This window comes from Thermococcus sp. JdF3, from assembly GCF_012027495.1.
GTDB lineage: Archaea > Methanobacteriota_B > Thermococci > Thermococcales > Thermococcaceae > Thermococcus.
This window is the reverse complement of record NZ_SNUK01000003.1, coordinates 34,652-57,507: the sequence shown is the minus strand read 5'-3', so window position 1 is coordinate 57,507 and position 22,856 is coordinate 34,652. Positions and strand designations below refer to the sequence as shown.

Sequence of the window (22,856 nt, the reverse complement as noted above, 5' to 3'; positions counted from 1 at the left end):
TCACATGTTCCAGTGCGGTGATGCTATGCCGAACATAACCCTCTCTATCCCCCCCGACCTCTACAGGCGAATGAAGAAACACCCGGAGATAAAGTGGAGTGAGGTAGCGAGAAAGGCCATAGCGGAGTATTTGGCCAAAATCGAGGCCGAGGAGCTGGGTTCGGAGGAGATACTGTACCTTCTCGGCGAGGACTTCAGGAGGGAGCTTGAGAGCACCCCCCTTGAGAAATACGAGGAGGCACTTGGGAAAACGAGGGATGCGGAATGGAGGAGGCTCTCTACGACACCAACGTCCTGATTGAAGCGGCAAAATCCGGAAAAAAGCTGAACGGATACACCACCGTTCTAAACGTCGTGGAGTTCCCGAGGGCTCTTGAGCTTGGACTGACGGTGATAACGCCGAGCCTCGAAGACTACCTGCTGGCGATTAAAATATCGCAGGCGATGGTGAGGAGGGGGACGCCTGTCCCGGCGGTTGATGCGATAGTTGCCGCCGTTGCGATGAACAGGGGGCTGACGCTCGTCACGGAGGATAGGCACTTTGAGTGGATAAAAGAAGAGTTCGGAGAGCTGAAGCTCCGGAGCGTATAATCCCAGTTTTTATTAACTCTCCAGTGCGCTTGTGTTCCCTTGATTTCCCACGTTTTATTGGAGAGTTTTAGCGTTTACGCGGAACTCTCACTCAGAGCATCAGGACCAAGACTAAAAGGGCCGCCAAAACCAACGGGCCGAGCACGAACATGGCCACCGCAGATTCTTCCGTTGGTTTCTCCGGACCAACTTTCTGAACTATCCACAAACCGAGTGGAAATCCCACAATAAGGCCCAGAAACCAGCCGCGGGGTTCGCCAATTTGCCATTTGAGATAGTTTATTGCCACCATTGCCACAAACAGGAGAAAAACACCCAGCGATGCCTTCACTGTGCTTCTCTGTCGTCCTACCAAAATGAAGAATCCTGCCCATGTGAGGGTAAATACTAAACCCAGTATGAACTCCGTGAGCATGGCACCGCACCGTGAGTTCTTCAGTGGGGGAGTATTAAAACTTAACTCAACGTCTCCCCTCTATCCATCTGGCCGCTCTCGAAGAAGGGAATAAATACGTTGTCGAAGTGCTGAGTACTCATCGTTCTTGGTATCATTAATCCCACCAAAATAGCAAGGAACTGGCATTACTTAAGATTTTTGGAGATAAAATTGTCTAAATGACAGGAAGCCGGAAAAAGGTTTTTAAGCGTCCGGTCGTAGTCCGGCCCATGAAGGCATACATCCTGGCGTTTCCGGAGAAGCAGTGGGAGAACTACACCCTGCCAGTTGCCGGTGAGCCGGTTGTTGGGCTAACGGAGCGGAGGCTCAGGCTCAGCAAGAGGATAGACGAGGTCATCACTGTGGTCAGGAGGGACAGGCTCAGGACGTATTCCCTTCACGTCTCGAATCCCCTTCCTGTTTCCGCGAGGAGCAGGATGGAGGCCCTCCTGAAGGCCCTCCCGGAAGCGCCGTTTTTCCTCGTCGAGGGCAACATGCCGCTGGTAATGCCCTTCCTCGTGAACTACATGACGGGCCTCTTCTACGAGAACGAGCCGGAGGCCCTGATACCCGTCTGGAGGGACGGGACGGCGGAGGTCGCCCACGCAGTCTACGATTCGGACGCTTTGAGAGATGCCATTGAGGCGGCACTGGCCGAGGGATACCGGAGCCTGGGCAGGGTAGTGGAGTTCCTCGACTACGAACCGCTGCCAATTGAGGAACTGGCGAAGAGGAACCCGAAGGTCACGCTGAGCTTCTTCAGGGTGAGGAACTCCTTCGACGTCAGGTTCGCTGAGGAGACACTGGAAAAGATGAGAGGCCAAATTTGATTGGAAATCCTTCAAAATTGTGCAAGAAGACTTAAATAGTGCAGAGTCTACAATAAACTGAGGGTAGGAGTCCCGAAAAGTTCTTCTGCTCGTTTCTGACCAAAAAAGGAGAGAGTATGTATGAAAAAAATTTTGAGCGCAGCGGTATCGCTGCTTGTATTGTTTAGTTTAATGGTCATGACTGGCCCACCATCCGTCTCGGCCAAACCGCTGACGGATTACAACGTGCTGATTTTGAAGAATTCTGACGCCTGGGGTACGCCTGCTGTTGAGGATACCCTCACGGACATGGGGGTACCATACGACGTTATGACGAGTACTGAACTTCAGAGCAAAACATCTCAGAACCTCATAGATGCGTACGACATGATTATCATTGTAAGCGACCAGTCCCAGGACTTTTATGACGAGATAGGGCCACAGATGGGCAAGCTGGAGGATTACGTAAGGGCGGGAAGGGTTCTTGAAATCCACGCCGCCAACTGGGGCTGGGGCGGTGGAGTGTGGACGACACCCCTGCCCAGGGACGTGACGCTGACCAAGAGCTACTCGCGCAGGGATTACGTTATCGCCAACAACACGACCCTCGCCAGCAGCTACGCAAGCCACGCCTACCTCAACAACCTTCCCGCCGACGCGGAGATAATCACAGTTCAGGCACCATCGGGAACTCCCGAATACGGCAGGCCAAGCACCGCAGTCTACACCCTTGGAAACGGCAGGGTGTTTGTAACCGGCCTTACCATCGAATACAGCGTCGCAAGAAAGGGGCCCGAATGGGAGGCGTTTTATAAGAGTGCAATTATCACGAACCTGGAATACTCGAATGTTCAAAAGGTTCAGGCGGGGAGAAGGACGAGCTTTGTCATGCTCAACTTCTACTATTACAGGCACTACAACGGCTCACTTGAGAACTACAACGAACTCTATTCCAAGGCCGTGGCGTTGGGTGTTGACAATGAGACCCTTGATCTGGCCCAGGGTTATAACGCGACCGCGGCTGATTACTACGCTAACGCAACCCAGTACGGTCCGGTGCTGGGAAACCTCTGGAGGATTAATATCTTGCCCGACATAAGGTCCGCTTCACTGCTCCAGAAACAGGCCGTTAAAACACTGGAAGAAGCGATGACAGACCTGTGAGCCTGTCATCCGATATTTATTGCTTTTTTCACCCTGTCGGCTATCAGGGCCGCCAGGGCGGCTTTTCCAACATCCAGCGGGACGAACGGCAGTACCCCGAGGAGGAGTGCCCTGTGGAGGTCTCCCCCAAGGAAAAGGCCGAGCCTCAGCCAGCCGAGGAGGTATATTACCCCGACCCCGACCAGGGAGCCTGCGAGCATCCCCGCTTTTTTCTCCGTTTTTTCCGTTAGGTATCCTGCCATAAAAGCTGCTATTGGAAACGCGACTATGTAGCCCCCAGTCGGCCCGTAGAGCACCGCGAACCCGCCCTGAAAACCGGCGAACACCGGGAGCCCCACAGCACCCATGACCACGTAAGCGAGCTGGCTCAGAAAGCCGAGCCTCGCCCCGAGGACGAGCCCGCTCAGGAGAACGAACAGAACCTGAAGCGTTATCGGAACCGGACCTATAGGGATGCTTATTTGAGCACCAACCGCCGTCAGGGCGGCGAAGAGCGCCGCAAACGCCACGTCCCTATTGTTCATCCTACCACCCTCCTTTCCATCACCCGCAGGCAGACGTTAATCTTTAAAATGTTTTAGTTAACGAAACTCGATGGCCATGAGGGGACTCATCAGGGACAGCCGTGTTAAGAGGGGCATCCTGGGCATACTCCGGAGGGGTGCGAGGGTATCCGGCGACACCATGGCCGCGGAGCTGGGAGTGTCCAGGGTCGCCGTATGGAAGCATGTGCGGGAGCTGACCGCCCTCGGCTACACCATAGATTCCTCCAGGAAGGGCTATATGCTCCTCTCTGAGCCCGGGGAGCCGTACCCATGGGAGCTGGACGTGAGGAGCTACTACGTTCTGAGAACGCCATCGACCATGGACGTTGCAGGGAAGCTCGCGGAGGATGGGGAGCCTGGATGGACGTTTGTCATAGCCCGGGAGCAGACATCGGGCAGGGGACGCAGGGGGAGCCGCTGGGCATCCGGGAGGGGAGGACTGTACTTCTCCGTTATCCTCAGACCGGATATGAGGCTGGCGGATGTGTCCGGGCTGGTGCCCCCGACGCTCGACGCGATTGTTCGGACACTGTCCCACTACGGAATCGAGGCGGAGATGAGGGAATGCGGGGTCTATGTGGAGGGGAGAAAAACGGCCGGCGTGCTGGTGGAGGCCGCGGGTGAGCTGGACAGGGTGAGGTACGCCGTCATCGGGGTGGGCCTCAACGTCTCCAATCCCGTACCGGCGGGTGCGGCCTCGATTGTGGAGATACTGGGGGACCCACCGTCCCTCCTTGAGGTTTCCAGGGTTCTGTTCAGCGAGCTCACGGACTCACTGGGAACTTTTTTAAATTCCCGGACGGAAGTGGAAAGCGATGCTGAGGGTTGAAAACGTCTGGCACGTCTATGGGACCGGTAGGGAAGCTCTGAAGGGCGTAAGCTTCGAGATGGGGAAGGAAATAGTCGCGTTAGTTGGCCCCAACGGGAGCGGAAAAACCACCCTCGCGAAGCACCTCAACGGCCTCCTGAAGCCCACGCGGGGCAGGGTGACGGTGGACGGTATGGACACGCGCGAACACACCGTCGCCGAGCTGAGCACGAAGGTGGGCTACGTCTTTCAGAACCCCGAGCACATGTTCTTCGAGGAGAACGTGTTCCGCGAGGTTGCCTTCGGGCCGCGGAACCTCGGGCTGAGCGACGATGAGATCGAAGAGAGGGTTCGGTGGGCGCTGAGGTCGGTCAATCTGGAGGGGTACTCGGAGAGGACACCGTACTCAATGAGCGGCGGCGAGAAGCAGAGGCTGGCGATAGCCTGCGTCCTGGCGATGAAGCCGAAGTACCTCATTCTGGACGAACCAACGACGGGACTGGACGCGAGGAGTTCCTCCAGCGTTGTCGATGCCGTGAGGAAGCTCCGCTCCGAGGGGCACGGGATACTGCTCATAACCCACGATATGGACCTGGTTTTGGAGCTGGCTGAGAGGGTCCTCCTGCTGCACGACGGCAGAAAGGTCTTCGATGGTCCCGTGGAGGAGTTCTTCTCGCTTGAGCTTCATGATTTCGGACTTGAGAAGCCCGAACTTCTCAGGATAAGCGAGGGCGCGGGAGTGGGTTTTGTGAGGAGCGTCCGTGAGCTGGTCGATGCCCTGGTGGGTGGTGCGGTATGATATATCCATTCTACACGGAGAAGAGCTCTCCGCTGCACTCCCTCGACCCCAGGGTCAAGATAATCGGAACCATCGCCGGGATAGCGGCGATTATGCTTTACAACGACCCCAAAATCCTGATACCCCTGTTCTTCGCTTTTCTGCTCGTCGGAAGGCTCCTCGGGGGGGTGGAGATACGGGAGCAGATAAAGCTCCTCAAACCCCTCCTGCCGATAGTCGTCATAACCCTCGTGGTGTGGCCGATTATCTACGAGCCGAGGCTCAGGGGACTGCTCTTCGGTGTTTCCTTCGCCATGAGACTGCTCACGTTTGCGCTGATAACGTTCCTCCTGCTGATGACAACGACCCAGCGCGACCTGATACTGGGCTTCGTGAGACTGGGCATGCCCTACGAGTTCGGTCTGACGATCTCAATAGCCCTCCGCTACATTCCAACTCTCTACGTGCTGTCCCGGAACATAACCGATGCCCAGAGGAGCCGCGGATGGGAGGTGGAGAAAGGAAACCTCCTGGTGAGGGCAAAGAAGATGACCGCCGTTCTCATCCCCCTGCTCGTTGCCTCCCTCAAAACCGCCCACGAGCTCAGCATAGCCCTTGAGAGCAGGGCGCTGGGCGCGGGCCGGAAGAGGACGTTCCTCTACGATATCGAGATGACGGGCAGGGACTACGCGGCGACGCTTGTAATCCTGATACTTTTCGGGCTGGCGCTCTACGTCCGCTACGGCCTGGGACTCGGCCACGTTAGTATATACGGTTAGAGAAGGGGTTTTATCATGGAGTCTATGGATACCGAGTGGTCGCCAACGGCAGAGAGGTACTCCGGGGGCGCCTTAAGGACAGTCATGTTGAGGCGGTAATGACCGCGGTAGGAGCTGGTTCTCAGAACGGCCAGCACCTCGAATACCTCCGGCAGCTCATAGAAGCGCCGGAACTCGCCCGGGAGGTCCAGCTCGTTGAGCTCTATGGTTGTGTGGCTCAGGACCAATATGAGGCCTTTCTTGTCCACGACCCTCCTGATCTCGACTATTCCCTCGGCGGATCTGTTGAGGAGTGTCGGGAAGAGGGAAACTACCACCAGAGAACCGTCCTCGACGATGCCAAGGGCGGTGAGGAGTTCATCAACGGAGTAAACGTTGCCGGCGTACAGGTTGGAAACGTCCTCGGTGAGGCGCTTCAGGAGCTTAACAGAAAAAGCCGTTCCGGGGCCTATATGATAAACGGGACCATCTTTAAGGGCGTTTGCAACGAGGTGGTACAGAAAAGCCGTCTCGGCGAGCTCGTCGGTCGCTATTATACCGGATAGGCTCCCCTCGCTGAGGCCGAAGGGGAACCCCTCGAAGGGCTTCACCTCCCTGGATTGGAGCTCGGCCGGTTTGAAGAACATAGGCATCACGTAGTCTAGCGCGCTGGAGATATTTATACCTTACCCAAAAAAGAGAAACTCAGAGCGCCGCGAGTGCGCCGATTGTGAATATCCCCAGGAGCGCAAGGATTACCATCACAATGCCCGCTATCACGGCCGAGAGTATCCACGCGAGGAATGCCCTGAGCCAGCCCGTGTCGAAAACGGTTTTTATGACCCACATATTGGCCAGGAAGGCCAGTAACGGTGCCAGTGGAGGAAAGATTGCCGCGGTTGCAGCGCCCACTATTCCACCAAAGATTCCTCCGCCGAGAATTGCCACCATCGCCCTCCCAATCGAGGCCTTTTCTATACCCAGTAGTTTACCTGCCATCCACAGGAAGATAGCGGCTATGAAGAGCGCCAACAGGAAGCCCAGTATCATCGCGGCGCCCATACCAAAAACCATCGCAGGTCCGTGCGGCATTTTATCACCCATTACATTTTTAAAAATTCCCCGTTTATCAGCTTTTCTTTTTTGTTCCCAAAAGACCTTTAAACCGGGAGGCGGACTCAGGCAGGGGGAAAGAGATGCTGGAATCGCTGTGGAATGAGCTGTGGGGCTTCATATATACCTACTTCTGGGAGCCTATGTTCACAAGGAGCGGCTACAACCCGGTCAACACGCTCGTGTATGCACTGATGCTGGGGTTTGGAGCCATATATACATATAGGTATATACTGAAACCCCTCCGGATTAAAATCGACAGGACGCTCTTTATGGCGGTCACCCTGATGGTCGTCTTCGGCTCGACCGTCAGAGCCCTCGTTGATGGAGGGATCCTACCCCAGAACCCGCTGATACTCACGCCAGGGATTTTCTTCACGACGTTCTTCATAATGCTCCCCGCGATAGTTCTGGACGCGAAGCTGAAGACATACCCCAAGCTGACCTTTGGCTGGGGCGCACTTCTGGCGCTATGGGCCAACTACCTCCTCGTCACACACGCCAGGAGCTGGGAGCCCTACGAGCTGACGCTAATCCACACCTTCGTCTCCTGGATTCCGGCCCTGCTGATATACAGGTACCGGCCCTTCGACAGGCTCTACCTCTACGCTGTCCTGGCTCACCTCTACGACATGGGGTCAACGGTGGTGGCGATTCATTTCTACGGCTACCGCGAGGTCCACTGGCTGGAGAACATTCTGGTTCAGCACTTCGGGGCGTACTTCTACTACCCGTGGATAACCTTCATTCTTGTCGTGGTCTACTACGGCCTCCAGAAGCTGGTTCCGGACGAGGAGGAAAGACGCCTCTGGTACCTGATGGTTTACGTCCTGGGCCTGGGGCCGGCGATAAGGGATCCCGCCCAGCTGGTGCTGCAGGTTTAAATATGTCAATTTTATGTTTCTACATGCGTACCTACACAAAACTTAGTTAAATTTCGAAGAGTAATGGTTCTGGGTGGTGCTGGTGAGAATGAAGCGCATAGTTAGACTTGGGATAATCATCATGCTAATCCTCAACGTCGTTTCAGTGGCTGGAGTTTTTGTTTACGCGAGCAAGGTAAAGTCTGATGGCATTGTCATAGACATAGCGGGTAGGCAGAGGATGTTAACCCAGAAGATGTCCAAGGAAGCCCTCATAGTAGCCCTTGGAAACGATTCTTATCGGAATGATCTTCTCTCAACTGCCCAGCTGTTTGATACATCTCTAAGAGCTTTGCTCTACGGTGGGAAGGCCCCAATTCACGATACGGAATGGAATATACCACCAGCTCCCCCCAAGGTTAGGGCTCAGCTGGAGGAGGTGGAAAGGCTCTGGGAACCTTTTTACGCCAGCGTCAGGATTATTGCGAGCGAGAGCCCAGATAACCCAGAGTTTCAGAAAGCACGGGAATACATAATTACCCACAACGACCGGCTTTTGGCGGAGATGAACACGGCCGTTGGTCTATACAGCGAGACCTTTGGAAAGAAGCTGACGTACCTCAAGTACTACCTGCTTGCAATGCTTATCCTGGATGTCGTGGTTGCTATCTACCTCCTCCGCTATCTGGGCAGGATAACCACCGAGTTCATTGGCGTTCACGAGGAAAGCGAGAGGAAGAGAAAAGAGCTTCAGCGCGAGCTTTCGATCCTGGTGGAGTACATCACGGAGCTCTCGAATGGAAATCTCTCAGTGAGTCTCCCTGAGGGTGAGGGGGAGTTCGCCAGACTCCACCGTGCTCTCGAAGACTTCAGGAAGAGGCTAATCGAGATGCTTGGAACTCTACGGGGGACCACAGAGAGCCTGGAGGAGAGTTCCCAGAAGCTGCTCGAGATGTCCCGGGAAGGTGTCAACCTCGTCGCTCAGGGAACGGAGGCCATACGACAGATAGCGGTCGAGGCCCAGCGCCAGCAGGAGAACATCAATGAAATAACCGAAGGAATGCGCTACGTTGAGGAGATAAGTGAGGAGAGCGTTAGGGCAATGGAAGAGTTTGAGGCCTCAATGAGGGAGGTTGTTGGGATAGCCAATGAAGGACGAGAGAAGAGCAAAGAATCAGCTAGCCAGATAGCTGGTATACAGAGAACGATAGAGGGTGTAAAGGAGGCTGTGGATAACATAAAGGAGATGAGCAAGAATATCGTCAGCATAACTGAAGTGATAACTACCATTGCGGAGCAGACGAATCTGCTTGCGTTAAACGCTGCAATAGAGGCTGCAAGGGCCGGAGAGGCAGGTAGAGGTTTTGCAGTGGTTGCACAGGAGATTAGGGACCTTGCAGAGGAGAGCAAGCGGGCGGCAGATAATATTAGGGGCATCATAGTGCAGATAACCGAGCGGATTGAAGAGGCATCAAAGCTTACAGACCACAGCGTCTCGGTGGTGGAGAAAAGCTCACGGAGCCTCGAGGAGACGGTTGAATACCTTGGCAATATAGCAATGCTCATAGAGGAGGTAACCCCCAAGATGGAGGAAGTTAAGGAGAGCATAGTCCGCACCAAAGATGAAGTGGAGAAGGCCCTACGCGCCATGGAGAATCTGGCGGCCTCCTCGGAGGAGACGACGGCATCAACCCAGGAGATCACGTCGACGATGGAAGAACAGGAGAATCTCATACGTGACCTTGAGCGCGTTGCTTCAAAGATACACGATGCCGTTGAGAGAATGGTGCCAATAATTCGCTCTTTCCGGTTCCAGAAGGGTGTGGGAGGAAGGATAAAGGAAAAACTTGGATTAGCCTGAGGTTTTACCCTCTTCTATCCCCCTTTTCAGGTTTCTCGCTTCATTCTCGGCAGTCCTTACCCTGAAAACCCTTGCTATCCTCTCTATCGCCTCAAGCTTCCTCACGATGCCGTCGAGCCACGTGAAGACGTCGCCCGGGTAAACGATGAGGCCGTAGACCTTCCTGAAGTGCTCCGCTATCTGGGTCGGGTGCTTGCCGTTCCTCCTCAGCTCGATTATCAGGTTGCTAACGCGCTCCATCGCGTAGTCGGTGCAGTCTTCTTCGCCGCACATGAAGAACTCCTGGTAGAGCGTGAACAGCCTCTCCGCCGCGTTGGGGCTGAGCTCCGGGATGACCTTGTCCAGCTCCTCAAGGATCGAGGCGAAGCTCGGGGAGAAGACGTTTGCGCTCAAGCGACCCCTAACTGCGCCTTCAAGCTCCCTCTGGAGCGTTCCGCTCAGGTAGAGGTTTTCGAACGGCAAAAGCTTGACGGCTATCCACTGCGCTGGCTTCTTTCCAAGGTTGCCCCTTATGAAGGACGCCTCTTTGGGCAGGAGGAAGCTCATGCTCACGGCCCTTCCGTAGGGCGTGACCTCCACAGACGGCCCTTTGAGCCGGACGAAGCCGTGCTCCTCAAGCTTTTCGAGAACCTTTTCCGCGCTCTGGTTGGCACCGAGGCATTTACCCTGCACGTCCTCGATGACGTCGAGCCGGTTGAAGACGCAGGAGTGGGCCAAGACGTTGTCCTGCTCAAGCTCGTCGCTCCATTCCACCATCACGGGCTCAATTGGAGCGGTCAAAAGCTTGAAGGCAACCTCGTCCTCGCTGCCCTCCATCTGGGCGGAATATTTCCGCCCGGGCTCAACTATGAGGTAGACCCTGCCCTTCTCGTGGTAGAGCGGCCTTCCGGCGCGGCCGAGCATCTGATGGAACTCCCTCACGCTCAGCCACTTGTTGCCCATGGCGAGGCTCTCGAAGATTACCTGCGAAGCGGGAAAATCAACACCCGCCCCCAGAGCCGCCGTTGTAACTACCACGTCGAGCCTCTGGGCTAAAAACTCCATCTCGGTGAGTTTCCTCTGTTTGTATGGCAAACCGGAGTGGTAGGGCTTAGCTTTGAGGCCTTTGCTCGTGAGGTAGGAGGCAAGCTCGTGCGTCCTCTTGCGCGAGAAGGTGAAGACTATCGTCTGTCCCCTGTAGCCCTGCCTGGATTTTCTCATCGCCTCGGCACGGCAGAGGCTCGCTATGTGACGCCACTTCTCGGACTCGTTTCTAGCTATGATTATGTGCCTCTCCAAATCCACCGGTCTCTCGTCGTAAAGGACGAGCTTCAAGCCAAGCTCCTTGGCAAGCTCCTCGGGGTTTCCGACGGTGGCGCTCAGGCCTATGAACTGGGCGCTCGGATAGAGCTTTCTCAAGCGGGCTATCAGGCCGTCAAGCCTCGGTCCGCGCTCCTCGTCGTCGAGGGTGTGAATCTCGTCTATGACGATCGTCCCCACGTTTCCTATCTTCCTCCCCGCTCTGAGGAGGTAGTCAATGCCCTCGTAGGTTCCAACTATGATGTCGGCGTCTATGCCTGTATCAACGACCACCAGCTCGTCCCGGGTTTTTATGCGGCTCATGCCGACGCGGATGGCCACCCTTAGCCCGAGCTTGGAGTACCTCCTCCTGAAGTCCTCGTACTTCTGGTTCGCCAGGGCAACGAGCGGAACGAGGAAGAGGAGCTTCTTTCCCTTCATTGCCCCTGGAACGCCCGCCAGCTCACCTATGAGCGTCTTACCGCTGGCGGTGGCAGAAACGACGAGGAGGTTCTCCCCCTCGAGGAGGCCGTTTTTAACGGCCAGACTCTGAACCGGGAGGAGCTCGCTGACGCCTTCGCTCTTTAGAACTTCCTTAAACTTCTCTGGTAGGGGGAGCTCGTCCACTTTGAGCTTTTCAACTCTTACGTGCTTTGCCTTCAGCTCGTCCCACTTCGTTACCTCTGGGTGCCTCGTCGGGTCGAAGCGGGGGTCGAAGGCGTAGAGAACCTTATCGAGGTCTCTAAACCTGTCGAGGAGCTTCTTTGCCTGGTCGAACATGGCAACGCTCCTGAACCTGAAGCGGAGCTCCCTCTTCAGCTCGTCTTCCGCACACCTCTCGCAGATGTACTCGCCATGATATTTAATGCGGTTTCCTTCGGTGAGAACAGTTACCCTGCCGTCGAGGAGGCAGAGGCGGCACAGCTCGGCTTTCTCTACGCGCTTGTTCTGGAGCCTCCGCCTGAAGTACTCCTCCCACTCGTCGGCGTTCACCAGGACGATTCTTGCCCCCCGGAGGAGCTTCTCAATCTCCTTGGGGTTCCGGTACTGGCTTCCCTCCAGAACCTTGAAGAGCCTTCCCTCGCGCATTATAAAGCGGTATATCCTCTCTGCCTTCAGGTTCTTCATCGCGGTGAGCTTTTCCGGCTCGTTCTCGATAAAGAATGCCTCAAGCTCGTTCTTCTTTCTCCCGGGTCTCACAACGAAGAGCATTCTCACTCCCTCACGAGCAATCAGCGTTTCCCAGTCTCACAGGACACCCAGTTTTCCTTGAAGGTGTCTATTATGAGCGTAACCTCCACCCGCTCCAGGTTCTTGCCGAAGAGCCGTTTGAGCCTTCCTGCAAAGGCCTTGACCTCATCCGTGTCGTGGAAGCTCGCCCTCACGAGTATCTGCCTCTCGCCGCTGCGGCGGTAGAGACCCTGAACCTCCTCCAGCCTGGCGATCCGTCTCAGAATCGGGTCAATCGTGTGGTCGTCTATGGCCAGCTTGAGTTCAAAGAACGTCTGAACGTACTCGTCCAGGAAAGCCGGGTCAACGATGGCGGAGTAGCCCCTTATGGCCCCAAGCCTCTCCAGCTTCTCAACCCGGTTTTTAACGCTCGCCGGGGACAGGCCAACCCTCTTCCCAAGCTCGGTTAGGGTTATCCTGCCCTCCTTCCGGAGGATTCTGAGTATCTCCCTGTCCTTCTCGTCCACTCCCGGCATCGGCTCCACCAGCTAAAAGGGAGGGAAAATCAGCGGGTGATCTTTATCTCCCGCATCAGCTCAAGGGGTTCAGGGTGCTTTTCAAAGTACTCCCTGACCGGCCTGAGGAGCTCGATGAGGTACTCGGCGACGGCGTTCTTGAGGTCGAGCGGGTGAAGCTTGCCTTCGGCAAAGTCCCTCTTGAGCTCCTCGATGGTCGTGTAGGTGACGTCGCCGCCGAACTTGGCGGGCCTGTGTATTGTGAACTCCGTCGGCTCCTCGCGGAAGATTATGTACTCTGCCCAGTCGAGGACCGGGTTGTACTTGACCTCCTTCGCCGGGCAGAAGGCCTTCCTGAGCTTCTGCTTTATCTCCTCCGGAGTGTCGTGGATGAAGACCGCCGAGTAGGGTTTGCTCTTGCTCATCTTCATCTGGGTCTTCAGTTCTTTGAACTGCTCCTCGCTCTCTATCGGCCAGACCGGAGGCTCCTGAAGGCCGAGGAGGAGGTGGTGGTGCAGGGCGACCGGCTTGAGCTTCTCGCCCTTCCACTCGAGGGCGTGGTACTTGAGCTTCTGGGCCACTTCGATTGCTATCACGTGGGCCTTCCTCTGGTCCATTCCAGCGTGGGCTATCGTGACGCCCTGGTAGTAGATGTCCGCCACCTGCATCGCGGGGTAGATTAGCTTGGCGAAGTCTATGGCCTCACCCATCTGGCGGCCCATGATGGTTATCGAACGCATCATCCTCGCGAGGGTAACGTTCTTGGAGATGTCTATGACCGTCTGCCAGTAGTCGCCCTTCTCCAGTATCTCGCTCGCGAGAACGAACTCGACCTTGTCCGGGTCGCCGCCCATGACCTTTATGCTCTGCTTCATGCCCTCCTTGAAGTAGCTCAGCGCGACCTTCTGGATGACCTCGAGGTCTCCACCGAGTTTGTCGTTTATCCAGCTGTGCCAGTCCGCCAAGAAAATCCTCGTCTTGATTCCAGCCTTCTGAAGGTCGGCTATCTTCGCTCCAGCCATGAGTCCGGTTCCGAGGTGAATGTAACCGCTTATCTCAAATCCTATGTAGTGCTGCATTGGAACGCCGACTTCGAGCAGGTGCCTGAGGTTCTCCGCGGTCAGGAGTTCCTCCGTTGGCTTTCTCCCGATAAGTTCCATCCTCTTTTCTATGTCCATACTCACCACCTGAAGCCTGAACGGCACAAGCCTTTAAGGGTTTTACCATTTCTTTTGAAAGCCCCGTCCGTGGGGGGATGCTGTAAACTGCCTAACAACCATTAAACCACCGAAACTTTTTGAGCTCTTCCAACGTAAGAGGACCTCGAAGAGGCCGCCATAGACAAACTCGATGGCGTCCTTTCAGAAACTGTCTTTGGGTAGTTTGAAACCCTGAACGGTGCCCTTTGAAGCGATAACCTTGTCCGCTCTGCGGCAGGCGTGATGGGCCTTAGACGGGCCTGCGGGCTGAATCGAAACCGGCAACGGGAGTATGTGATGGGCCCGCGAACCGAACTGCCTGTTAACTAGGGATCAAACCCCTCACGGCGGGGAGGCGGTCAGTGCCGGTGAGAAGGAACTCACAGAGGGACTTCAAAGTTTAACAGGGCCGAAAAACTTTCCACTTCATAAGATTTATAACTTCCTGGGCCTTAAATAACCCGGTGATACCATGAGGAAGGCTGCAATAATACTTGCGGTGTTTGTTTTCTTTGGTGTTTTTGGATTTGCCATGGCCAGCGCTACGACCGTCGGTGTTGACCTCGCCCACGGCGAGAGTGACAAGGGTCTGGCAGTTCTGACCGACAAGGACGGCAACGTCCTCGCTGAGGGAATGATAAAGACCATCAGCGACGTCAGCTGGGCTTACATTGGACCGGCGGAGAAGGCCGATGAGCTTGGAATCAAGCAGCTCGGCGACAAAATAACCTACGACGCCATCAAGGACGTGGACTTCCTTATCCTCGGCCAGCCGACGCAGGCCTTCAGCCCGGACGAGGTTCAGGCCATCGCCCAGTGGTGGAACGACGGAAACAGAATCCTCTGGGTTGCGGGCGATTCGGACTACGGTGACGGCCCGCAGAGGATCGACTTCGCCAACTCAATTCTCGACGCCATCGGTGCCAACCTCAGGCTCGACCAGTGCTCTGCCGAGGATGCCACCAGCAACGCTGGAGCCGGCTACCGTGTCGTCGGTCTCGTCAACCCCGACAGCGGTACTCCGGACAAGGACATGCTCACCAAGGACTTTAAGAACGGAGGTAAGGTCCTCTTCCACGGGCCGGGCGTCGTTGCTTACGTTGATGAGAACGGTAACTGGCAGAGCCTCCACGGCGGAATAGCCGATGGAATATACATCATCGTGACCACCAGCGCCGACGGTCAGATCGTTGAGAACACCGACCCGGCGGCCCAGGCCTACACCGCCGGCGACACCGGTGAGTTCCCGCTCATGGCTGTCCAGCTCTTCGAGGACAAGAAGAACGTCCTCGTTGTCAGCGGCGAGACCCCCTACGGCGGCTACGAGCCCATGTGGAGCCCGACCTACCATGGAGTCGACCTTGACGGTCCGCAGTTCGTCACCAACTTCGTCCACTGGGCCGTCAGCGTCCAGCAGAATCTCGGCAAGGAGGAGACCAGCAGCGGTGGAAGCACCTGCGGTCCGGCGGCTCTGATCGGTCTCGCCCTCATACCGCTTGCCCTTTACAGGAGGAGGAAGTGATTCCCTCCATCTTTCTTTGCCCATTTGAACCATTAATTTTTTATTAAGTTTCTCGAACCACCCACGATTGACATAACCAGGTGATAAACATGAAGAAGCCCGTGGCAATTGGCTTTATCCTGCTTCTTGCCCTCAGCGTCGTTGCCAGCGGATGCATAAGTGGAGGAAACGGCGGTGAAACCTCCGGAATAACCCTCGTCATCGTCACCAGACACGACGCGACCATACAGTACATGGTCAAGCAGACCTTCCTCCAGAGCGACGTCGCCAAGCAGTATAACATCGAGGACATCAAGTTCATTAAGGTTCCGGAGAGCCTCTGGCCCAGCTACATAGACAAAGGAGCCGACGTTGGCTGGGGAGGCGGACCGACGCTCTTTGACGACCTCTACAAGGCCAACTACCTCGCCCCGATAACCGATGAGAAGGTTCTCGGTCTCCTCGGCAACCCGCTTCCGACCGAGCTCGCGGGAATGCCCATGGTAAGGAAGGACGATGACGGCAAAGTTTACTGGATAGCTGCCGCACTCTCCTCCTTCGGATACACCGTCAACAAGAAGCAGCTCGAGAAGTGGAACCTCCAGATACCGAACAAGTGGGAGGACATCGCCAGCGAGGAGTGGGCCCTCAACCCGCCCCAGTACGGCATAGCCGACCCAACCAGGAGCACCTCCAACACCAGGATATACCAGATAATCCTCCAGGCCTTCGGCTGGGAGGAGGGCTGGCGCATCATGACCCTCATCACGGCCAACTCCAAGGTCTACCTGGCCAGCGACGCCGTCAGGGACGCCGTTATCAACGGTGAGATAGCGGCAGGAAACACCATTGACTTCTACGGCTACACCGCCATGCAGCAGAACCCCGACTGTCTCTACGTCGTACCGAAGGGAGAGAGCATCATAAACGGCGACCCGATAGCGCTCCTCAAGAACGCCAAGCACCCGGAGGCGGCGCAGGCCTTCATCTACTGGGTTCTCACCGAGGGCCAGGCCGTCTGGATGAGCCCGGACGTCAACAGGCTCCCGATCAACCCGCAGATATTCGACATGACCATCACCAAGCCCTACGCTGACGTCATCTTCAAGGGCCAGAACGAGGGTAAGACCTACGGCGAAGCCAGGCCCGCCCTTGAGAAGGCCTACGATGACGCCATACACGCCGAGGGAATTGAGTTTGATGACAAGAGGGCCCTTGAGACGGTCAGCGCTCTCCAGTACTACTTCAAGGCCACCCTCGTTGACCCGAACCAGAAGCTTCACGACGCGTGGGTCGCTATAGTCCAGGCCTACAAGGACGGTAAGATAACCAGGGAGCAGTTCGAGCAGCTCAAGGACGAGCTCACCGCCCCGATAGAGTTCAAGGACCCTGAGACCGGTCAGACCGTTACCTTCACCGAGGAGTACGCCAAGAAGATAAACGACAGGATCGTCAAGGACAGGAACTTCCAGGACCAGCTTGTCCAGGAGTGGCGCCAGGGTGCCATGGACAAGTACCAGAAAGTGCTCGACGACCTCAAGAACATGCTCGGTTGAGTTTGATATCCTCCTGCGAATTTCCACTCTTTTTTGGCACTTTTTCAATATGGGCGAATCAACAAATTTTTGGAAATCTTTAAATAGACTCCACTTCGACCAACTCAGAGTGGCGGGTATGGTCAGAAGCAGAACGGAGGTTGATGCTCAATGAAGGTAAGCAAGTGGAGCGAGAGACTCTTTGGAACACCCCTGTTCGATCCGGTCGTCACGACTTCGTTCCTGTTCCCACTCCTGTACCTGGTGGCCTTCCTGATAATCCCGGTACTGGCAATGCTCGCGGTGGCCTTCGAGTACAACGGTCACTTCTCATTCCACTGGTTCACCAGCATACTGACGTCGGAGTACTACATCAGCTGGCCGACGGGTGAGTTCTCCAGACTGGTCACCCTGCCCAACGGGGAGCAGATATACTACGTCCAGGGCGTTGACTTCGGAGTGATACTCAACTCCATAATAGTCTCCCTGAGCGTCATGATCCTGACCACGATACTGGGAACAGTCTTCGCCTTCGTCATGGCGCGCTACGACTTCCCGGGCAAGAACATCGTCAGAATACTCCTCTTCGTGCCGCTCCTCGTTACGCCCTTTGTCAACGTCTTCATCGTCAAGAAGATGTTCCTTCCCAACGGCCTGATAAACTGGCTGTTCTACGATATCCTCCACATATTCCCGCACAGAATCGTCATCGATGGTCTCGTTGGAGTCATAGTCGCCCAGGCGATGACCTACTACCCCATAGTCTACCTCAACGCCTACGCGAGCTTCATCAACATCGACCCCACCCTCGAGGAGCAGGCGGAGAACCTCGGAAGCAGGGGGTTCCACCTCTTCAGAACCGTTACATTCCCGCTCGCCCTCCCGGGAATAGCGGCCGGTGCAACCCTCGTCGGCATCTTCAGCCTTGAGGACCTTGCCGCACCGATAGTCTTCCAGGGCAACCCGCTCGCCAGGAAGCTCATGTCCTTCCAGATCTACAGCGCATTCACCAGCGGTTTCAACGTTGGAAGCCCGCAGCTCGCCGCACTCGCGCTCATAATGCTCACCATCGCCATCCTGATGTTCCTTGGAATCAGGAAGTACGTCAGCCTGCGCCAGTACGCGATGCTCAGCAAGGGCGGAAGGTGGAAGCCGAGGGTCGCCAAGCCCAAGGGCTGGCAGGCGGTGCTCATATACCTCGTCGTCCTCCCGATGCTCCTCATCTCGATATTCCCGCAGGTGGGTGTGGTTCTTCTGGCGTTCAGTGAGAGCTGGGTTGGAACCTGGCCCGAAGGTTTTACCACCGCCCACATCCAGAGCATCATAACCCAGCCGGACATTGAACGCGTCATCATGAACAGCATCATGTATTCCACCGCCGCAATAATCGTCATCCTCCTCCTGTCGCTCACCGCCTCCTACGCCTCCAGCAGGTTCAAGAAGAGTCAGCTCGGTCCGGTTCTCGACAGCCTCTCAACGATACCCATAGCCGTTCCGGGTATCGTCATAGCCATGAGCTATTTCTTCTTCTTCGCCAAGGTGTTCCCCGACACGCCCCTCGACCCCACGAACCTGCTCGGCTTCAACCCGGCGATGGTTCTCGTGCTGGCATACTCCATCAGGCGTCTGCCCTTCGCGGCGCGCTCCATCTCGGCCGGAATCCAGCAGGTTCACGTGTCCCTTGAGGAGGCAGCGCTCAACCTCGGCGCCGGAAGGTGGAAGGCACTCACCGGAATCCTCATGCCGCTGATACTCCTGAACCTCCTCGGTGGGGCAATGCTGAGCTTCGTCTACTGTATGAGCGAGACCAGCGTCGGCATCACCCTCGGTTCCATCAACCCGGAGTACTACCCGATAACAGCAAGAATGGTCGAACTGATGACGAGCGCCGTCGGAAGCGCGAACCTCGCCGCCGCGCTCGGTGTTTTCCTCATGACGGTACAGATCGTAGCCATAGTCCTGGCCAACGTGATAACCAAGCAGAGGTACTCATTCATAGGTCTCACATGAGGTGGTTGGGATGGTTGACGTCAAGCTTGAGAACATCGTTAAAACCTTCGGAGAAACGGTTGCCCTTAAGGGGATAGATCTTCACATCAAGGCGGGAGAGCTCTTCACCCTGCTCGGACCGAGCGGGTGTGGAAAGTCAACGACGCTGAGGATCATAGCGGGCCTGGACTTCCCGGACAGCGGAACCATACACTTCGGCGACGAGGAGGTTACCTACCTCCCCTCCAGCAAGCGCGGTGCGGTGCTGGTATTTCAGAACTACGCCCTCTGGCCGCACATGACCGTCTTCGACAACGTTGCCTACGGCCTCAAGCTCAAGAAGATCCCCAAGGAGGAGATAAAGAAGAAGGTCGAGTGGGCGCTCGAGCTCGTCAAGCTCGAGGGCTTCGCGGACCGCTACCCGACCCAGCTTTCCGGAGGTCAGCAGCAGCGCGTTGCCATCGCCAGGGCACTCGTCGTCGAGCCGAAGGTTCTCCTCCTGGACGAGCCGCTGAGCAACCTCGACGCCAAGCTCCGCCTTGAGATGCGCTCGGAGATTAGGAGAATCCAGCGCGAGCTCGGCATAACGGTGATTTACGTTACCCACGACCAGGAGGAGGCTATGGCCATAAGCGACAGGATTGCCGTCATGAACGTCGGAACCGTCGAGCAGGTGGGGACACCGAAGGAAATATACGAGACTCCGAGGACGGAGTTCGTTGCCAGCTTCATGGGTAAGACCAACGTCATTCCTGCAAAGGTCGTGGAGAGGAACGGCGACCGCGTTTCCGTCGAGTTCGAAGGAATACGGCTGGATGGCCTCCACTACACTGACAAGAGCGACGACGTCGTCATAGTCATCAGGCCGGAGAGGATAAAGCTCAAGCCCGTCGAGAACGCGGTGTCATTTACCGGAACCGTTGACCTCATCGAGTACTACGGATTCTTCATCGAGGTCGTCGGCCTCTTCGGGGACACCAGGATCATCGCCAGAACCATCAGCGACAGGGAGATAGCCGGACTCAGGCCCCTCCAGCAGGTGACGTTCTACGTCGAGAGGGACGACATCATCGTCCTGCCGAAGCAGCAGCTTTAAACCCCTTTTCCCATTTCATTTAGGTGGTCGCATGCGTGGATTTTTGGAGTTCCTCAACGAGGGGCAGGTCTACGAGGTTCTGCTCGTCACGAGATCAAACGTCACCCCGGTGGGCGTTGTAAGGGGCGGAAACCGGCTGTTTTTCAAGCTCTTCGGTGGAAAGAGCGCTGGTGAGCTAAGGGATCACCCGTACGCCTCCCTTCAGGCCACCAACGATGTTGAGCTTATTGTAAAGCTGGCCCTGAACGTTCCCGTCAAGCTGGAGTTCGAAGGTAACGGCCGTTACCGCTGGATAAGAGCCCTGCCCGGAGTCTACGGAAGGGTCACGTGGAGGGAAGAGCCCCACGAGGACGAGCTTGGAAAGGCGACGGTGATGAAGTGCACCCTTGAACCGGAGGGCACCATAGATGGGAACCTGCCCCCAAGGCCCCTCAGCAGGGCTGACTGGCACCTCCTGGAGATGGCCGTGGACTTCACCAGACTGGGGGTGGCCTTGAGGAACGGAAAGACGGGAGTCGCCAGGAAGCTGCGCGAAAGGATAGTCACGAACTATTCCCTGTACAGGCGGTTCGGGGGAAGTTCAGAGCTGGCAGAGGGGATTCTGGCCTCGCTGGACGAAGGTGGGTAGGGAAAGCTTATAACCGATTTATTTCAGCTTTTCTTGGTGATACCATGAAGGCCGGCAAGCTTATGGCCCTTTTGGTGGCCCTGCTTACCATAGCGGCGGTTCCAGTGAGCACCGTCTGGGCAGCTTCAAGCAGCGTGACACCGGGAGAGATCCTCGTTCAGCCGCTCCCGGGGGTTCCAGCTATAGGGAAGCCGGGGGACGTCATTGAAATCCAGCCGGCGGAAGGCGCTGCAATCCAGTCCCTCCAGATAGTCTCGATACTCCACGGACCCTATGACCTTGAAATCGTCGGCACCGAGAACGGCATCATCAAGGCCAAGATACCGGAGGACGCGGTTCCGGACGTCTACTTCCTCGTCGTCAAGAGCGACAGGGGCGAGGTCACGATACCCAACGGCGTGTGGATCATGAAGAACGCCCCGACGGTTCTCCGGATAGCCCACGGTAGCGACCTCCACGTCACGAGCGGCTCCAAGACGGGATTCGTCTGCGGGGAGTACTTCCAGAAGAGCATTCCCGAGATACTCAAGTACTGCGACCACCCCTACGCGATGCACAGCTACACCGCCGCCGACAGCTTTATGACGTACTACGCTATGACGGGCCTGCAGAGTGAGAACGTCATCAACCTCATAATCAGCACGGGTGACGACGTCGATACCAACGGCGACAGCGAGGGCTACAAGATGTTCGACGAGGCAATACTCCACGGAACCGCCGCGGGCACGCCCTTCATAAGCATAAAGGGCAACCACGACCACCCGCCGACCTACTACAACAAGTACGTTGGCCCCAGGTACTTCTACGAGGTCATAGGTGACTTTCTGATAATCGGTCTGGACAGCAGAGGCGAGGAGAGGCACCCCGAGCTCGAACAGCTCCAGTGGATGGAGGAGGTCCTCAAGAGCCACCCTGACAAGGTACCGATAGTCCTCGTCCACCACCCGTTCTGGTACAGCACCCCCGACGGCAAGTGGGGCGGGACCATAAAGGGCTACACCGCCTTCGATGACGGTGACTGGCAGACCCTGACCAAATACGTTAGCTGGGACTGGGAAGGTAAGAACGGCGAGTACGACGAGATAGCCAGAACCTTCCTCCAGCTCGTCGAGAAGTACAACGTCAGGCTCGTCCTTGCCGGACACATTCACAGGGACAAGCCGGTCCTCTACATCGACAGGGAGGGCAACGAGCACTGGTTCTACACCGTCACCACCACCGGCGCCCCGGACAAGACCAGCAACCCGCCGAGCCAGGCCGACCAGAGCAGGGGCTACACCACCCCGAGCTGGTACGGCTCGCAGGTCATCTACGTCTATGAAAACGGCACCGTGAAGTTCCCGCTCGCCGGCGACGTCCTTCACGAGGGCATAAGCTCCCTCCCGATACCGCAGAAGTTCATCGTTTACAGGCAGAACGGTGAAGACGGAACCGCCGTCAAGTTCGTGAACGAGCTTGACAACGCCGTCAGCGGGCCCTTCGTCCTCGAGATACCCGCGGGAGCCAAGGTTGATCCGGAGCACACCAACATAACCTACACCGTCCTCGGCGAGAGGGAAATCGGCGGAACCTACTACATGCTCCTCAACGTCACCGTCCCGACCGGCGTCAGCCAGATAACCGTCGTCAAGGAAGCCGACACCCAGGGGCCTGAGGTTAAGGTAGGCTACCTCATGCCGGGCAAGCCCAGGCCGGGACAGAGGTTCAAGGTCTACGTCACCGCCAGCGACAACGTCGGAATCAGGGACATGAAGGTGCAGATAATCAGCGATGGCAAGGTTCTGGCGGAATACCCGGCGTTCTCGATGAAGCCGGCAGAGGTCGAGGCCACCTATTACACCGAGATTCCGGGCGTTGATGCAAGCGAGTTCACCATCAAGGTGATCGCGACCGACTTCTACGGCAACACCGGCGAGACCACCTACACCGTCGGCGGAAGCACTGGCACCAGCAGCCCGAGCCAGACCGAGACCGGAGAGGGTGGAAGCACCTGTGGCCCAGCGGCCCTCGTGGGCCTCGCACTCCTCCCGGTTCTTCTCAGGAGGAGGAAGTGACATCCCCCTTTCAATTTTCCCTTCCAAAAGTCCCACCCCACAAACTGAGGGCGCCGGATTCGTTTCTTTTCCAGCACACCCCCATAGGGGCGGCTGAGGTCAGATAAAGCCGTCAGCGGACTTCTTCACTAGGGGAAGAGTTTTTAAACCGTCCCCATAAGCCCC

General features: G+C 56.5%; 22 protein-coding genes. 15 read left to right on the top strand and 7 right to left on the bottom strand.

Features of this window, described 5'->3' with window-relative positions; genetic code table 11:
- The first annotated feature begins 25 nt into the window (after positions 1 to 25).
- Both E3E42_RS05430 and E3E42_RS05425 read left to right on the top strand, forming a co-directional pair.
- Entirely contained in the window at positions 26 to 298 is a 273-nt protein-coding gene (locus E3E42_RS05430; protein ID WP_167903283.1) for a hypothetical protein, read from the top strand.
- Positions 265 to 591 (top strand): PIN domain-containing protein, encoded by a 327-nt coding sequence (locus tag E3E42_RS05425; RefSeq protein ID WP_167903282.1) that lies wholly within the window; start codon positions 265 to 267, stop codon positions 589 to 591. The genes E3E42_RS05430 and E3E42_RS05425 overlap by 34 nt, the downstream gene beginning before the upstream one ends.
- A gap of 91 nt (positions 592 to 682) precedes the next feature.
- Here E3E42_RS05425 and E3E42_RS05420 read toward each other — a convergent pair whose 3' ends face one another.
- A complete protein-coding gene (locus E3E42_RS05420; RefSeq protein ID WP_167903281.1) occupies positions 683 to 1,006 on the bottom strand; it encodes a hypothetical protein in 324 nt (107 codons plus the stop codon).
- A 251-nt stretch (positions 1,007 to 1,257) separates the two neighbouring features.
- On the opposite strand from E3E42_RS05420, the gene E3E42_RS05415 reads away from it, so the two are divergent.
- Together E3E42_RS05415 and E3E42_RS05410 are read left to right on the top strand one after the other, a co-directional pair.
- Entirely contained in the window at positions 1,258 to 1,857 is a 600-nt protein-coding gene (locus E3E42_RS05415) for a molybdenum cofactor guanylyltransferase (RefSeq protein ID WP_167903280.1), read from the top strand.
- A gap of 159 nt (positions 1,858 to 2,016) precedes the next feature.
- On the top strand, positions 2,017 to 3,000 hold the full coding sequence (locus E3E42_RS05410) for a pyrolysin (RefSeq protein WP_240913643.1): 984 nt from the start codon (positions 2,017 to 2,019) through the stop codon (positions 2,998 to 3,000).
- A gap of 5 nt (positions 3,001 to 3,005) precedes the next feature.
- On the opposite strand, the gene E3E42_RS05405 is transcribed toward E3E42_RS05410, so the two are convergent.
- Positions 3,006 to 3,524: a biotin transporter BioY gene (locus E3E42_RS05405; protein ID WP_167903278.1), complete on the bottom strand. Its 519-nt coding sequence runs from the start codon at positions 3,522 to 3,524 to the stop codon at positions 3,006 to 3,008.
- Between the two features lie 70 nt (positions 3,525 to 3,594).
- On the opposite strand from E3E42_RS05405, the gene E3E42_RS05400 reads away from it, so the two are divergent.
- Genes E3E42_RS05400 through E3E42_RS05390 form a run of 3 tightly spaced genes read left to right on the top strand, consistent with a single transcriptional unit; the run spans position 3,595 to position 5,910 of the window.
- Complete coding sequence (locus E3E42_RS05400; RefSeq protein ID WP_240913642.1) at positions 3,595 to 4,374, top strand: biotin--[acetyl-CoA-carboxylase] ligase; 780 nt, start codon at positions 3,595 to 3,597, stop codon at positions 4,372 to 4,374.
- Positions 4,361 to 5,152 (top strand): energy-coupling factor ABC transporter ATP-binding protein, encoded by a 792-nt coding sequence (locus E3E42_RS05395; RefSeq protein ID WP_167903277.1) that lies wholly within the window; start codon positions 4,361 to 4,363, stop codon positions 5,150 to 5,152. The genes E3E42_RS05400 and E3E42_RS05395 overlap by 14 nt, the downstream gene beginning before the upstream one ends.
- Positions 5,149 to 5,910, top strand: a complete 762-nt coding sequence (locus E3E42_RS05390) for an energy-coupling factor transporter transmembrane protein EcfT (RefSeq protein WP_167903275.1) — start codon at positions 5,149 to 5,151, stop codon at positions 5,908 to 5,910. Before E3E42_RS05395 ends, E3E42_RS05390 begins: the two co-directional genes overlap by 4 nt.
- On the opposite strand, the gene E3E42_RS05385 is transcribed toward E3E42_RS05390, so the two are convergent.
- The gene (locus E3E42_RS05385; RefSeq protein WP_240913641.1) at positions 5,907 to 6,542 is read right to left on the bottom strand and encodes a hypothetical protein; all 636 of its coding nucleotides are present in this window, start codon (positions 6,540 to 6,542) and stop codon (positions 5,907 to 5,909) included. The genes E3E42_RS05390 and E3E42_RS05385 overlap by 4 nt on opposite strands.
- A 52-nt stretch (positions 6,543 to 6,594) precedes the next feature.
- The gene (locus tag E3E42_RS05380; protein ID WP_240913640.1) at positions 6,595 to 6,993 is read right to left on the bottom strand and encodes a hypothetical protein; all 399 of its coding nucleotides are present in this window, start codon (positions 6,991 to 6,993) and stop codon (positions 6,595 to 6,597) included.
- A gap of 92 nt (positions 6,994 to 7,085) precedes the next feature.
- On the opposite strand from E3E42_RS05380, the gene E3E42_RS05375 reads away from it, so the two are divergent.
- The gene (locus E3E42_RS05375; protein WP_167903273.1) at positions 7,086 to 7,886 is read left to right on the top strand and encodes a DUF63 family protein; all 801 of its coding nucleotides are present in this window, start codon (positions 7,086 to 7,088) and stop codon (positions 7,884 to 7,886) included.
- 88 nt (positions 7,887 to 7,974) lie between these two features.
- Positions 7,975 to 9,726 carry a methyl-accepting chemotaxis protein gene (locus E3E42_RS05370; protein ID WP_240913652.1) on the top strand — a complete coding sequence of 584 codons (1,752 nt, stop codon included), beginning with the start codon at positions 7,975 to 7,977 and terminating at the stop codon, positions 9,724 to 9,726.
- Here the strand turns inward: E3E42_RS05370 and E3E42_RS05365 are convergent.
- Genes E3E42_RS05365 through E3E42_RS05355 form a run of 3 tightly spaced genes read right to left on the bottom strand, consistent with a single transcriptional unit; the run spans position 9,718 to position 13,867 of the window.
- Complete coding sequence (locus E3E42_RS05365) at positions 9,718 to 12,216, bottom strand: DUF5814 domain-containing protein (RefSeq protein WP_167903269.1); 2,499 nt, start codon at positions 12,214 to 12,216, stop codon at positions 9,718 to 9,720. The genes E3E42_RS05370 and E3E42_RS05365 overlap by 9 nt on opposite strands.
- A gap of 20 nt (positions 12,217 to 12,236) precedes the next feature.
- A complete protein-coding gene (locus E3E42_RS05360; protein ID WP_167903267.1) occupies positions 12,237 to 12,710 on the bottom strand; it encodes an Lrp/AsnC family transcriptional regulator in 474 nt (157 codons plus the stop codon).
- A 29-nt stretch (positions 12,711 to 12,739) separates the two neighbouring features.
- On the bottom strand, positions 12,740 to 13,867 hold the full coding sequence (locus E3E42_RS05355) for a tyrosine--tRNA ligase (RefSeq protein ID WP_167903605.1): 1,128 nt from the start codon (positions 13,865 to 13,867) through the stop codon (positions 12,740 to 12,742).
- A 493-nt stretch (positions 13,868 to 14,360) separates the two neighbouring features.
- Here E3E42_RS05355 and E3E42_RS05350 point away from each other — a divergent pair, with 493 nt between their 5' ends.
- The 6 genes from E3E42_RS05350 (at position 14,361) to E3E42_RS05325 (ending at position 22,691) form a co-directional block, all read left to right on the top strand.
- The gene (locus tag E3E42_RS05350; protein ID WP_167903265.1) at positions 14,361 to 15,410 is read left to right on the top strand and encodes a CGP-CTERM sorting domain-containing protein; all 1,050 of its coding nucleotides are present in this window, start codon (positions 14,361 to 14,363) and stop codon (positions 15,408 to 15,410) included.
- An 89-nt stretch (positions 15,411 to 15,499) separates the two neighbouring features.
- Positions 15,500 to 16,945 carry an ABC transporter substrate-binding protein gene (locus E3E42_RS05345; protein WP_167903263.1) on the top strand — a complete coding sequence of 482 codons (1,446 nt, stop codon included), beginning with the start codon at positions 15,500 to 15,502 and terminating at the stop codon, positions 16,943 to 16,945.
- 150 nt (positions 16,946 to 17,095) lie between these two features.
- On the top strand, positions 17,096 to 18,934 hold the full coding sequence (locus E3E42_RS05340) for an iron ABC transporter permease (protein ID WP_167903261.1): 1,839 nt from the start codon (positions 17,096 to 17,098) through the stop codon (positions 18,932 to 18,934).
- Between the two features lie 10 nt (positions 18,935 to 18,944).
- Positions 18,945 to 20,009, top strand: coding sequence for an ABC transporter ATP-binding protein (locus tag E3E42_RS05335; RefSeq protein WP_167903259.1), 1,065 nt, complete (start codon positions 18,945 to 18,947; stop codon positions 20,007 to 20,009).
- Positions 20,010 to 20,040: 31 nt separating this feature from the next.
- Complete coding sequence (locus tag E3E42_RS05330; protein ID WP_167903257.1) at positions 20,041 to 20,637, top strand: DUF447 domain-containing protein; 597 nt, start codon at positions 20,041 to 20,043, stop codon at positions 20,635 to 20,637.
- A 44-nt stretch (positions 20,638 to 20,681) separates the two neighbouring features.
- A complete protein-coding gene (locus E3E42_RS05325) occupies positions 20,682 to 22,691 on the top strand; it encodes a metallophosphoesterase (protein WP_167903255.1) in 2,010 nt (669 codons plus the stop codon).
- The last annotated feature ends 165 nt before the right edge of the window (positions 22,692 to 22,856 follow it).